Raw genomic sequence first — 13,242 nt, forward strand, 5'->3', positions numbered from 1 at the left:
ACCGTTGTTCAATACGCGCCGTCCCGCCGCAATACCACGCCCACGGTCTTGAACAGAATCGCGATGTCGTACCAGAGCGACCAGTTGCGCACGTACCACGCATCGAGAAACACGCGGCGTGCGTAGTCCGTGTCGTTGCGTCCGCTCACTTGCCAGAGGCCCGTCATGCCCGGTTTCGCGAGCAGATAGTAGGCGGCCTCGTCGCCGTAGCGCGCAATTTCCTTCTCCACCACGGGGCGCGGGCCCACGAGACTCATGTCGCCGCGCAACACATTCCAGAGCTGGGGCAACTCGTCGAGACTCGTCTTGCGCAGCAGCGCACCAACCGGCGTGACGCGAACGTCGTTCTTGAGCTTGAAGTCCTTCTCCCACTCCGCGCGTGCAACGGGGTCGCGATCCAGCAGATCTTTCAGCACCTTGTCCGCATCGCGCACCATGGAGCGGAATTTGTAGCACTTGAAGCGGCGTCCGTTCTGGCCGATGCGCGTGTGCCCATAGAACGGCGATCCGCCGTCTTTCGCCACGAGCGCTGCAAGCAGCAGGAAGATGGGCAGCAGCATCAGCATGAGGAAGCCGCCCGCGAGCACGTCGAAGACGCGCTTGAGCACCTTCGCGGAGAAACGCTCCAGGTTGTTCTGCATGCGCAGCATCATCACTTCGTGGCCGAAGAAGTACGAGATGTCGGTGTTGCAAAGCGGCACGCCGCGCATCGACGTCATGACGGTCACGTCGCGTACGCCGTTCTGCGTGAGGCCGCGCACCCACGCGTTGCGCAACGCTTCCTCTTCTTGCTCCAGTGCGATCACCACCTGCGTGCCGGGCAGCATGCGGAACGTGGCCGGCGTCATGCCGTGCAGCACCGGCGCATCGACTCGGGCCTTCGCTGTGGGGCGGCCGTCCGGTGCGATGTACGCCACCACGTCCGCGCCCAGAAAACGCTGGCTCGTGAGCGCCTGTTTCGCTTCGAGCGCGCTTTCGCCGCAACCCACAATGAGCGTGGAGCGCTTCCAGAGATTGGCCGCATCCAATGCGCGTTTCGTCAACGCCCTGAATGTCGGCACCAATACGAACGCGCCGCTCCACGTCAACGCCCACCAGCCGCGCGAGAACATGCCTTTAGTCAGCGTAGTGAGCGCGAGGTGAATCACGGCGAGCACGAGCAGCGCCTGGAAGATCTCTTCGATCTCGCGCCAGAACGGACGACGGCACGTGTAATGACGCCACCGCAGCCAGAACCATGCGGTACCGGTTCCTACGAGCACCATGTAGATCAGCACGGGGTGCTTCGCCATGGAAGCCCAGACGCTCTGCTGCCCTTCGGTGGAAAACGAGCCGAGCACGTGCGTGGTAATGAGCAGTGCCACGGTGAAGCCCAACACGTCCGAAGCAGCGAGCGCCGCCTTGTTCGTCAAGGACGGGAACGGGCGCAGGAGCTGTCGGGGCGCTGAAGCATAGCCGACGCTGACGGTTGAGTTCACTTGAAATTCCCTCGCTTTACTTGCATGCAGTTCTGGTTATCAGGGACAAGCGCGGAACATCGATGCTCCATGTCAACACGCGGCAACACACTCGAACGGTTGCGGTCGCCGCCGCGTTCAGGTGGGCTCCGCAAGCATCTGTGCATCGAGTACACCGAGCGAAGCCGGCCGGTGCAGCATGGATGGCGCGAGTGCCGCACGAATCCGCTCGCCTGCCGGCAGGTGGCTGCGCGACTCGCTCGCTTCCAGCACCGCGGCGAGCAGGCCGCTTCGAAACGTTGCCTTCGAAAAACGCTCGGCGTTTGCGCGGCAATTCGCCGGTGTGAAACGCTCCTGGTTCGCCTCGAAGCGATCCACGGCGCGGCGAATCGAGTCCACGTTCTGCTCGTCGAAGAAAAGCCCCGTGGGATGCGCGTGCTTTTCGTCGATCACGGTTTCACGCGCACCGCCGCGGCCAAACGCGATGACCGGCGTACCGCATGCCTGTGCTTCGACCACGGAAATACCGAAGTCTTCTTCCGCTGCGAACACGAATGCGCTCGCGCGCTGCAGGTGGTCCTTGAGTACGTCGAAAGGCTGGTGTCCGAGAATTTCGATGTTCGGTCCGGCCTTCGCCCGTACCTTCTCCATGTCGGGTCCATCGCCGATCACCACGAGCTTGCGCTCAGGCATGGCGGCGAAGGCCTCCACGATGAGGTCCATCTTCTTGTACGGCACCATCCGCGAAACGGTTACATAAAAGGGCTCTTTCCGTGCACGCGGCTCGAACGCCTCGATATCCACGGGCGGATTCACCACCACTGCGTCACGCCGGTACACGCGCTCCACACGCCGCGCAATGAAGCTCGAATTCACGACGAACAGATCGACACCGTTCGCCGTGCGCGTATCCCACGTTCTGAGGTAATGCAGCACGATGCGTGCGAGCCATGAACGCAGGCCCTTCGTGAGCCGCGCCTCCTGCAAGTACTGATGCTGCAAATCCCACGCGTAACGGATGGGCGAATGCACATAGCTCACGTGCACCTGGTCTGGACCTACGAGCACGCCCTTGGCCACTGCATGCGAGCTCGATATCACGAGGTCGTAACCGGAAAGATCGAACTGCTCGATCGCCAGCGGAAAAAACGGCAGATAGCTGCGGTAATGACGCTTCGCAAATGGCAGCTTTTGCACGAACGACGTTGTCGCCTTTTTCCCATGCAGGCACGAACGGTCCGACATGAAATCCACGAGACTGAAAACGTCCGCATCGGGAAAGCACTCGATGATCTGCTCGAGCACCTTCTCCGATCCGCCATACGTGACCAGCCAGTCGTGAACAAGCGCGACCTTCATCGAATAAGCCTCCATGAAACGCGCGCCGCGCAACGGCGCACGCGCTTGATCTTCACTGCCGATGCTAGGGGCCGGCCCATTGCCCTTCGGTTCGGATTCGCACAGAAGCCCTGGCGGACAAAAGAGGGCCACGCCCTCATGCAAGAGATGCAGCGGGCCGCACCGCCTGGTCGCGCAACAGATTCATCAGATACGTGCCGTAACCGTTCTTCGAAAGCGGCTGTGCAAGCCGTTCGAGCTGCTCGCGATCGATCCAGCGCTTGCGCCATGCGATCTCTTCGGGGCACGCGATCATCATTCCTTGCCGCTTCTGCAAGGTTGCAATGAAGCTCGTCGCGTCCGTGAGCGAATCGTGCGTGCCGGTGTCGAACCACGCATAGCCGCGCCCCATGATCTCGACGTGCAACTGCTCGCGCCTGAGGTATTGCATGTTGACGTCGGTGATCTCCAGTTCGCCGCGCGCGGAAGGGCGAATGTCTGCGGCGATGTCGCACACGTGGCGGTCGTAGAAATAGAGACCCGTCACTGCGTAATTCGAGCGCGGCGCCTTAGGCTTCTCTTCGATCGAACGTGCCTTGAAATTCGCATCGAATTCCACGACGCCATAGCGCTCCGGGTCGTGCACGTGATACGCGAACACCGTGGCCCCTTCGGTACGCCGGTTCGCGCTTTCCAGTTGCTTCACCAGATCATGGCCGTAGAAGATGTTGTCGCCGAGAATCAGCGCGGAAGGACGCTCCGCCACGAAGCGACGGCCGATCACGAATGCCTGCGCGAGTCCATCGGGCGAGGGCTGCTCCGCGTATTCGATGTTCATGCCGAACTGGCTGCCATCGCCCAGCAGCGCGTGGAAGCACGGCAGGTCGCGCGGCGTGGAGATCACGAGCACGTCGCGTATGCCGGCCACCATCAGCGTGGAGAGCGGGTAATAGATCATCGGCTTGTCGTAGATGGGCAACATCTGCTTCGACACGGCATGCGTGATCGGATAAAGCCGGGTGCCGGAGCCGCCCGCCAGAATGATTCCCTTTCGGTTCACAGCGCTCTCCTTGCGTTTGCCGGCATGCCGTCTGCCACCTGCTGCAATCGCATGCCTTCGCCGATGCCGCGCAGCACGCTGCGTCGTCCTGCCGGCGTGAAGCGCGGGCACTTCACGAGCATGGCGAGCACCGAATACGCCTGCGCCACTGCAGACAACGGAAACCGCAGATTCTTGCGGCTGAAGTAGAGCCGGTTGCGCGTGCAGTAGAACAGGCTGAACGGCGTTTCGTCGCCGCCCGTCGAAAAGCTCACCTTGTGGGCCACATGCGATGCCGGTACATACAGCAGGTGAATGCTGCAACGATTCATACGCCAGACGAAATCGGCGTCGTCGTAGTAGACGAAATAGCGTTCATCCATCATGCCCACGCGTGCAAATACGCTCGCGTGCAGCGCCATGAAGCACGTCGGCGCGTACTCGGAGAAGCGCGTGTGGTCGAACTGACCGTGGTCTTCGTCGCCGTCGCCCACGTGCGTGGTAATGGCTTTCAGCGGCCAGAAGCGGCCACCCGCGCACCAGATGCGATTGGTGCCGTGATACGTGATCTTCGGAAACGTGGCGAGCGACGCGCCGTCGCGTATCGGCTCGATCAGCCGCGCGATGGTCTGCGGGTCGCGAAACTCGACGTCGTTGTTGGCCAGCAGCACGTACTCGCAGTCGTCTTCGAGCGCCATCGCAATGCCCTGGTTGTTGCCGCGCGCCACGCCCACATTCGCGTTGTTGAACAGCACGCGCGCGTCGATACCGGCTTCGGCCGCGAGCTTGCGGGCCAGCACACTGCCGCTGTCTTTCGCGCTGTTGTCGATCACGTAGAGCGTCATGTCCACGCCCTCTTGTGCTTTGAGGCTCGCAAAGAAGTCCTCCAGCACGGCGTCCGACTGATACAGCACCGTGACCACGCCAACGCGACGCCTGGTACGCTCCATGTTCATGTTCCGGCGCTCCTTGGCTCAAGCCGCACGGCTTGCGCGATACAGGCCGCGTGCCTGCATCTCCACGATGCTGCGTTCGTAGCGGTCCGGCTGCACCTCCTGCGCGTCCACCCACTGCGCGAAGCGCTTGATGCCCTCGTCAAAGTTCACCTTCGGCGCATAGCCCAGCCGTTCGCGCGCACGTGTGAGGTCGGCGTAGTTGTGGCGGATGTCGCCCAGGCGGAATGCGCCCGTCACCTTGATGGGCACGTCGCTGTCGTAGAGTTCGCGCAACTTGCGGGCCACGTCGATCACGGGCGTGCGTTCGCCCGAGCCGATGCCGAACACGTAGTCGTTCGCTTCGCTACGAATCAGCGCGGCATGGGTAGCGTCTATCACGTCATCGATATAGACGAAGTCCCGGCTTTCCAGCCCATCTTCGAACACGCTCACCTCGTGGCCGTTCTTGATACGCGTAGAGAAGATGGAAAGAATGCCGGTGTAGGGATTCGAGAGCGACTGACCCGGTCCATAGACGTTCTGATAGCGCAGTGCAGACGCACCGATGCCAATGGAGCGGCACACGGTCATCACCATCAGTTCCTGGTCGTACTTGGTGATGCCGTACACCGATGACGGATGGATCTTCGAATCCTCGTCTGTCGGCAAGCACTCCAGCGGCTCGCCGGATACGGGGCACAGATGATCGAAGCGCCCCTCGCGCAGATCCTCTTCGCGGCGCGCGCCGGGATAGACGATGCCGGCCGCCGGCGAACGGTATTTGCCTTCGCCGTAGATCGCACGCGACGACGCAACCACGACCTTCTTCACCGTGTTCTCGCGGTTCTTCACGAGAATGTCCAGCATCAAGCCGCAGCCGCCCACGTTCACGTCCACGTAGCGACTGACTTCGTACATGGACTGACCAGTTCCCGTTTCCGCAGCAAGATGCACGATGGCGTCCTGGCCTTGCATCGCACGTTCGAGCGCGCGCCGGTTCGCAACCGACCCTTCGATGAAACGCACCGATGGGTCCAGCGACAGAAACAGCGCCGACTTGTGATACGGGTCGTCGCCGTGAATCTGCTGCGAGAGGTTGTCGAGCACCGTGACGTTGGCGTTCTGCTTCGCCAGCTTGTTGGCAAGGTGCGATCCGATGAATCCGGCGCCGCCGGTAATGAGTACGTTCATGATTCGCTTCGCTCCCATGTTCGCGTCTGCCAGTCAAAGCGCTTGATGATGCGAGCCGGATTTCCGGCCACTACGCTGAAGTCCGGCACATCTCGTGTCACTACGGAATGGCTTCCCACCACCGCGTGGCGTCCAATGGCTACGTTTGGCAGGATCACCGACCCGAAGCCGATAAAGCTGCCGGCGCCGATCACGACGCGATTGCCGCGCGTCCTCACACGGCAACCGATGCGCACAGGGTCGTGAACGTCCTCGTACGGATGCTCGACGTCCACAATTGCGCACCCTCCGGTAATCGTGACGTCATCCTGAATTTCGATGGACGACCCGCAGACGATGTGCACGTTCTGCTCGATGTTCACGTCGTTGCCGATGGTGAGATTCGGAGGCGCGGCGGGATCCGTCAGGATCAGTTCGATGCGCGCGCCCTGGCGGATCAGTACGCGTTCGCCGATCCACGCGTGATGTACGTTAGCGAGCAGCATCGGCCTGAAAATCGCGCTGCCTTTACCTACCTTCGCGAACGCGTGCGCGTACCAGAGTTGCGTTTTTGCGCGGTAGTAAGCGAGCTGCAGCGCGTTGATCCGGTCTATCCCGCGCAGTTCGCCGAAGCGGGCAATGGGGCCGGTCAGGACGCTCATGCCCGCACCGGCTGCCGGCCGGCCATCTGCTTCGCGAAGGTGTATAGCGGCCGCAGCGTGCGCGGCCAGCGCCGCATCGCGTACAACCCTTCCTGTTTCGCGCCCACACGCGCGAACTTCACGCTGGTTTCAATGCAGCGCTCGAATGCTTCGTAGTGGCCGCTTTCCAGATACAGAATGGCCGAGCGCAGGAAGAGCCTGGCCCGGGCGCGATCGGTCACGTCTTTTGCCATGCCCATGGCGTCGGCCATCTCGAAAGTGCGCATCATGTCGCGGATGCTGGTTTCGTGCCGCGCGGGGTTGCGGATGACCGTGGACGTGAATCCATTCGGGTTCACGCGATACAAGCCGAGTTCCTCGTCCAGATAGCGCGCCTGCGTGCCATGAAATGACTGCAGCAGATTGGCGACGTCCGCCACCACTTCCAGCTGGAGGTCTACGGCATAACGCTTGCGCAGCGCCGTGCGGAACATCGTGGAGCTCGTGAAGAAGAACGGGCCGTTCTCGATCATGTATTCGCCGTCGAACACCGGCGGCTTCACACGCGGCAACGGGAAGTCCACGGGTTCTTTCGTCATGGCATTTACGGTGCGCATGCGGTGCGTGACCATGCCGAACTCGCGCTGCGTTTCCAGAAGCTCGTACTGCCGCGCCAGCTTGCCGGGCAGCATGAGGTCGTCGCCGTCGATGCAGGCGATGTATTCGCCGCGCACCGGCGCAATGGCGTCGGCAAAATTGCGCGAGTAGCCCACGTTGTGCTCGTGCCGCACGATGCGGATGAGGTGCGGGTAACGCGCCTTGAACGATTCGATGACGGCGAGGGATGCGTCCCTCGAACCGTCGTCGCTCACGATCACTTCGAACGGCACGTCGATCTGCTGGGAGACCACGCTGTCCAGGCATTCGCCGATATATTTCTCCAGGTTGTAGCATAGGACTACTACCGAGATAATCGGCTGATCGGGCGTTTTGACGTGTGATGCGCTCATGGCGGTCCCTTTTAGTTCAGCACGAAGCGTCCGGCCAGGTCGCGGGCCTTGCGCTGCAAAATGGGCGACACGGCCACCGCGGCCGCCACCATCAACAGCCAGATGCAGGGCAACAGGAAGAACAAGGCAATGCGCGGCTGTTGCGAGAGGTCCGCATAGTGGAACGCCACGCCGAGCAGGCCCACCACCGCTACGCGCGTAAACAGCCCCTTGTACCAGGCCAGGTTAATGCCGGGCAGAAACTTGCGATGCACGATACTCACCCACACAAGCAACTGATAAACGTTGACCGCGAGCCACGCGTAGCCCACGCCACGCGCGCCAAGATGAAGCGCGCCGAACAGCACCGCAGGCACGAGAATCGAGATGAACAGCAGGTTGCCCTTGATATGGAGCGACAGGTTGCCGGCCGCGTATTGCACGAGAAACGACAATCCCGCAATGGCAGAGCACGCGTTGCCGATCGCATAGCATTGCAGCACGCGCCACGCTTCCGGCGTGGAAGGCGCACTGGCCGACCACAGTTTCATCACGAGGTCCGGCATGCACGCGAAGATGGTGGCCACCGGAATCACGGCGATCATCATGATTTCGCTCGCGAGGAAGTAGCCAGGCCCAACCTCGGCTTTTTCGCTCGCGCTATCTGCCGTAAAGCGTGGAATGAACGCCTGCTCGATGGGGCTCGCCATCAGCAGAATGCCGCTCGCGAGCAGCGTCGCCATGCTGAATACGCCGAACGCGGAAAGCGGCAGGATCTTCGAGAGAATGAGCTTGTCGATCTGCGTGGACGTGGCCCACACAAGCGCGGAAAACGCGATGGAAAGCGACAGCTTCGCGCGGGCCATCAGCACGGCGCGCGAGAAGGTGCGCGTAAGAAGCGGTGCGTCGATGGCGCGGCCGAGCAGCAGACGCATCGTGAGGCTCTCGCCCACGATTGCGCCCAGTTGCCACAGAAAGAACACCTCCACGCGCGGCCACACCGATATCACCGCCACCACGAGCACGGCTCGAATAATGGCGAACGTCACCACCACGACATTGAGCGTGGCCTGGCGGTTGATACCCACCATACCGCCGCGATACAGCGACGAAAGCCAGCGCGCGGAGACGGTGAACATCATCAGCACGAACGCGATCCTGATTTCCCCCGCCGGCAGCGCCTTCGCGTTGAGCCAGTCCGCCGCGAAGAACGGCGCGGCGGCGAGCGAGCAGAGAATCAGGACCGAACACGTGCCCGCCACGAACTTTTCGAGCGACTGCAACAGCAGGCGTGCTTCCTTCCTCGACGCGCTGTCGCGCATACGCGCGAGCTCCCGTGTCAGCGTGGGCGAGAGACCGAAGTCGAGCACCTGCACCCAGGCGAGCAGCACGGCATTGAAAGCGATCAGGCCATATGCCTCCACCCCGAGGTGGCGAACATAGGTGGGCACCATGACAAGACCGAGCGCGACGGTCACGGCCTGCCCTGCATAGTTGGCGATCAAACTCCGTTTGAGCATCGTGATTGGCGTGAAGGATGGAGGTGGGTTGAAACGGTATGCTGCGCTGCATCTACCGGACCACTGTAACGACGGAACATGCCGAGTAATGTACGGAGTCGAACACACCCCCTGGCACGAATCGGTCATACAGCGGCTTGCAGCAAGGCTTTGCGCGAGAGCGGCAAACCAGGACCCGCGGGCGTGACACGCATGGGGACGGCAACAGGCCGGGCGTATACTCGCCGCAGCAATGGGTCCGGTATTGACGGCACCAACGGAAGGAAGCGGCCGGCAAAATTTCCCGCTTCGCGCCACGCGTCGAATTGCGCCGCGAATCTGCCGCTGTTCGACGAACCGGCGTGCCATGCGGTCGTGGCAAACTTCTGCTGTCGATTCCGTTGCAGATAACGAAGTCGGCACCGTGCTGCCCCGACCCGCAGCCCTTTCTTCGTGAGCGCCATGTACTTCCTCATCATTCTCGCCGTGCTGCAGGTCCTCGCGATCATCGTCGTCGTGGCGCTGTGCGTAGCGGCCCGGCGCGCCGATGAGCGCACCGAGCGCATGCTTACGCGCGACGAAATCGCTGCACGGCGGCAGACGTCCGGCGTACCCTACAGCACGCCGCTCAAGACGCCCACGTGGCTCGCCGCGGGCCGCTGGCTGGCGCGCATCTTCGGCTACGGCAGTAGCGGCGGCACGCGCAGCTAAACCCAGACCACGGGAAAAACGCGGCACGCGCATTGCTGCCCTCGCATTCCGCTTCAATTCAACGCTCCCGCAGACCGATGCATGCCCCACAGGTCTGGCCCCACGACAGGGAACCCCAGCCGCTTTTCGAACCGCACCCTCGCCGCGACAAAGTAGAGCGCGAGCGGAAATGCGAGGCCCATGGCCATGCCCGCCGCGAGATGCACATACAGGTTCTCGACATGCAAATGCATGAGCACCACGCGCGCGCCTGAAGCGCCAAGAATGTGCCCCAGATAGATCGGCATAGAGGCCACGCCGAGCAGCTTGAGCGCCGCAAAGCGTACCGACCCGCTCATTCGTAGCGCGAGCTGGCACACCAGCAGCACGCCGAGGGTGGTGGCCGGCAATGCGCCAATGCCGTTGTAGTCGCCGAGGTCGCGCGCGAAACCGATGGCAAGCCACAGCATGACGGCCACGAGCGCGATCCAGCCGAGCGCCGACACGCGCGCCACGATGTCGCGAAACTGCCCCGCGAGCAGAATGCCCGCTGCGAAGAACAGGAAGAACTTGAGCGCCGTTGTGAAAATGCCGTAGTCCAGAACGCTGCCGATTACATACGCGACGACGGCGAACGGCACGAGTACGACGCGCTGCGTGCCGGTCACGCATACGAATACCTGGCACAGGAAGAGCGCGTAGAGAAACCAGAATTGCCCGAACGGGTCCCACAGAATCGACATGAGTTGCGCGAGCGTGAACGGATGATTCGTATCACCCGACGCCGCCCACTGCACGAGCCCTTGCAGGATCGACCAGAGCAGATACGGATACACCACCGTCTCCACCTTCCGTGTCAGAAAGCCGAGGCGGCCGCGCTTGAGGCTGCGCTCAACGTGCAGCCCGGACAGAACGAAGAAGAGGGGCATGTGGAACGTGTAGATCGCGTAGTCGGTCTGCGCGATCCACTGGTCCGCGTGCACGATGCCCGCACTCATCAAACCGCGCAGCACATGCCCATACACGACGAGCACAATGCCGATGCCGCGGGCGTAGTCCTCGAAGTCGTCTCTCAACAAACCGATGCCCTCCATGTGGGGCGCATGCAGGGGCTCATGCAGCCACGTGGTTATGGTTCGAGTAGACGGACATGTAGCTGTAGCTGCGCCGTTCGCTACGCCGCAACGGCACCGCGTTGAACACCGCGCCCACCACCCAGGCACCCGCGCGTTCCAGCTTGGTCACCGTTTCTTCAATCTCTTCCTCGGTCTGCGTGCCCGAGCGCAATACGAGCACCGTCTTGCCTGCGCGATGCGAGACGATGGCCGCGTCGCTCACGGCGAGCAGCGGCGGCGTATCCACGATCACGAGATCGAAGCGCTGCTTGAACTCTTCGAGCAGACTGCGGAAGTGCGGCATCATCAGCAGCTCCGACGGATTGCCCGGATAGCGCCCGCACGAGAGCAGCGACAACCCGGGCACGCCGGTCTGCCGTATTGCCTGATTGATCTTGAGGCGCCCCGCAAGCAGTTCGGAGAGCCCGTCCGCATTCGGCTGATCGAACAGCGACGCGATGCGGCCGCAGCGCATGTCGGCGTCCACGAGCAGCACACGTCTTGCCGTTTCCGCTTCCAGCACGGCGAGGTTCGCAGCGAGAAAGCTCTTGCCCGTGCCGGGCGTGGGGCCCGTCACCACGATCATGTTGTCCGAGGTCTCCTGCACGTTGAGGTGGAGCGCGGTACGCACACCTCGCAGCGCCTCCACGGAAGGGTCTTGCGGAAAGCTGCGCGCCAGCAGCCGCTGCGCGGCGGGCGGCCACGCCACGGCGTCGGAGCGTCTCTCGCGCTCCGTGCCGAGCAGCGGCATGGCGGGCTCGGCCACCACAGCCCCCGCGCCCGCCGCGGATGCCGAACGATCCAGCCGCGCCTGCTGCGCGCTGTAGAGGATCGACCCGAACACGGGCACGCTCATGCTTCGCTCAACGAAACGCGGGTCCGTCACGCCCGTAAACAGGCGGCGCCGCGTGAACACATAGAGCGAACCGATCATCAAGCCGACGCCGCCACTCGCACCCAGCACGAGCGGCACGTCGGGCGAGACGGGATCGGCAGGGCGCACTGCACCGTCCACGATATGTACGTCACCGGTCGTCGCGCCGCGGCGTACCGTCAGTTCTTCGGCCTTGTTGACCATGGCAACGTAGATCGATTCGGCCACCTTCGCACTACGCGTAAGGTCCGCACTGGTGCGCTCCGACTCCGGCATGCTGTTGAAGCGCGCATCGAACTGGGCCTTTTGCGCGTTCAACTGCGCAAGCTGCTGGTCGATGTTCTGCACCGGCGGGCTGCCGGGCTGGAAGTGCTGGAGCAGTTGCGTGCGTTGCAGTTGCAGCGTCGCGATCTGCCGCTGGAAGTCGATGCCGCCCTGCAGGTACGACTGCGATTCCGCGGTCGGTTGCAGCGAACCCACCTTGGCGCGGTAGTCGGTGAGCCGCGTTTCGGCCTGCTTCAGTTCATCGCGCAGCCGCGGCAATTCCTGGTTGATGAAGTCGAGCGTCTTGCTGTCGTTCGCGCGGCGCTGCGTGACGGTAGCCGCCACGTAGCCCTGCGCAATGGCGTTGGCCACGTTCGCGGCCGTGGCGGCGTCGCTGCTTTCGAACGAGATCTGCACCACACCGGTTTCCTTGCCCTTTTCCACGACCTTGAGGTCCTTCGAAAAGCGCTTGATCGCATTCACTTCGTTCAGCGGCGTAACGTAGAACTCCGTGCCGGGCCGCGCATCGAGCTGCGTGACGACCATCGAAACAGGACCATCGGCGGCGGGCGCGCCCGCGGACCCCGTGAGCAGCGCATTGCCGTCGGGATCGAGCAGCACGTAGCGGCCGTTTTCGAGCACGCGCAGGCGCAGCCGGTTGTTTTCGAGCGTATAGGGCACATGCACGGACTCGACACGAATGCGCTCGCCTCCCCAGGCGAACGCATCGAGCCCGAACCAGGGACGCGACGGCTTGCCGGGCGAAGCGAGCTTCTCCGCGATCGTGCCAAGCACCGGCACCTTGCGCGGCGTGACGCTTACTTCGTAACCGAACTGCCGCATCACGGGCTCCAGCACCCGGCGGCTTTGCATCATGGCGATTTCCGCATCGGTGGCGAGCGGCTTCTGCCCCACCACGATCTCGCCTTGCTGCGCAATGCCGAACGCGTTGGGGTCCTGCGCCTCCACGCGCACCAGCACGTTCGCCGAGTAAGTGGGCTTCATCAAGAACACCACTGCTGCAGCGAGAACGACCGTTCCAGCAGCGATGGCGATGACCGTCCACAAGTGGTCGGATAGCAGGCGGAGTACTTCACGCACGTCAGGCGAGCTGTCGTGCGGTCCTGGTCCTCCCAGATGTCGTGCGTCGATACTGGACGTATTCACGTTTGTCACCCCTCAAGAAAGCAGGATGGTTGGTACAGATTTGCAAAGGCTTTGCAAAAACGAC

The 13,242-nt window shown here is 62.6% G+C and carries 10 protein-coding genes and 1 pseudogene; 1 reads left to right on the forward strand and 10 read right to left on the reverse strand.

The window, feature by feature from the left end:
• Positions 1–8: 8 nt before the first annotated feature.
• The 8 genes and pseudogenes from wbaP to PKKP23_RS00555 form a co-directional block, all read right to left on the reverse strand.
• A complete protein-coding gene (gene wbaP / locus PKKP23_RS00520) occupies positions 9–1,412 on the reverse strand; it encodes an undecaprenyl-phosphate galactose phosphotransferase WbaP (RefSeq protein ID WP_017774716.1) in 1,404 nt (467 codons plus the stop codon).
• Between the two features lie 210 nt (positions 1,413–1,622).
• A pseudogene (locus PKKP23_RS00525) lies at positions 1,623–2,879 on the reverse strand (glycosyltransferase family 4 protein); the annotation flags it as partial.
• 73 nt (positions 2,880–2,952) lie between these two features.
• A complete protein-coding gene (gene rfbA / locus PKKP23_RS00530; RefSeq protein ID WP_017774714.1) occupies positions 2,953–3,855 on the reverse strand; it encodes a glucose-1-phosphate thymidylyltransferase RfbA in 903 nt (300 codons plus the stop codon).
• On the reverse strand, positions 3,852–4,790 hold the full coding sequence (locus PKKP23_RS00535; RefSeq protein ID WP_126875393.1) for a glycosyltransferase family 2 protein: 939 nt from the start codon (positions 4,788–4,790) through the stop codon (positions 3,852–3,854). Before PKKP23_RS00535 ends, rfbA begins: the two co-directional genes overlap by 4 nt.
• 18 nt (positions 4,791–4,808) lie before the next feature.
• On the reverse strand, positions 4,809–5,960 hold the full coding sequence (locus tag PKKP23_RS00540) for an NAD-dependent epimerase/dehydratase family protein (protein ID WP_126875394.1): 1,152 nt from the start codon (positions 5,958–5,960) through the stop codon (positions 4,809–4,811).
• Positions 5,957–6,601, reverse strand: coding sequence for an acyltransferase (locus PKKP23_RS00545; protein WP_126875395.1), 645 nt, complete (start codon positions 6,599–6,601; stop codon positions 5,957–5,959). Before PKKP23_RS00545 ends, PKKP23_RS00540 begins: the two co-directional genes overlap by 4 nt.
• Complete coding sequence (locus tag PKKP23_RS00550; protein WP_126875396.1) at positions 6,598–7,590, reverse strand: glycosyltransferase family 2 protein; 993 nt, start codon at positions 7,588–7,590, stop codon at positions 6,598–6,600. The genes PKKP23_RS00545 and PKKP23_RS00550 overlap by 4 nt, the downstream gene beginning before the upstream one ends.
• Positions 7,591–7,601: 11 nt before the next feature.
• Positions 7,602–9,089 carry a lipopolysaccharide biosynthesis protein gene (locus PKKP23_RS00555; protein WP_126875397.1) on the reverse strand — a complete coding sequence of 496 codons (1,488 nt, stop codon included), beginning with the start codon at positions 9,087–9,089 and terminating at the stop codon, positions 7,602–7,604.
• Positions 9,090–9,530: 441 nt separating this feature from the next.
• On the opposite strand from PKKP23_RS00555, the gene PKKP23_RS00560 reads away from it, so the two are divergent.
• Positions 9,531–9,779: a hypothetical protein gene (locus PKKP23_RS00560; RefSeq protein ID WP_017774708.1), complete on the forward strand. Its 249-nt coding sequence runs from the start codon at positions 9,531–9,533 to the stop codon at positions 9,777–9,779.
• Between the two features lie 53 nt (positions 9,780–9,832).
• Here the strand turns inward: PKKP23_RS00560 and PKKP23_RS00565 are convergent, their stop codons facing one another.
• Together PKKP23_RS00565 and PKKP23_RS00570 are read right to left on the reverse strand one after the other, a co-directional pair.
• Positions 9,833–10,837 (reverse strand): acyltransferase family protein, encoded by a 1,005-nt coding sequence (locus PKKP23_RS00565; RefSeq protein ID WP_240658664.1) that lies wholly within the window; start codon positions 10,835–10,837, stop codon positions 9,833–9,835.
• Between the two features lie 34 nt (positions 10,838–10,871).
• Entirely contained in the window at positions 10,872–13,187 is a 2,316-nt protein-coding gene (locus tag PKKP23_RS00570) for a polysaccharide biosynthesis tyrosine autokinase (RefSeq protein WP_338120122.1), read from the reverse strand.
• Positions 13,188–13,242: the final 55 nt, after the last annotated feature.

It is taken from the genome of Paraburkholderia kururiensis JCM 10599 = LMG 19447, assembly GCF_003986935.1.
Taxonomy (GTDB): domain Bacteria; phylum Pseudomonadota; class Gammaproteobacteria; order Burkholderiales; family Burkholderiaceae; genus Paraburkholderia; species Paraburkholderia kururiensis.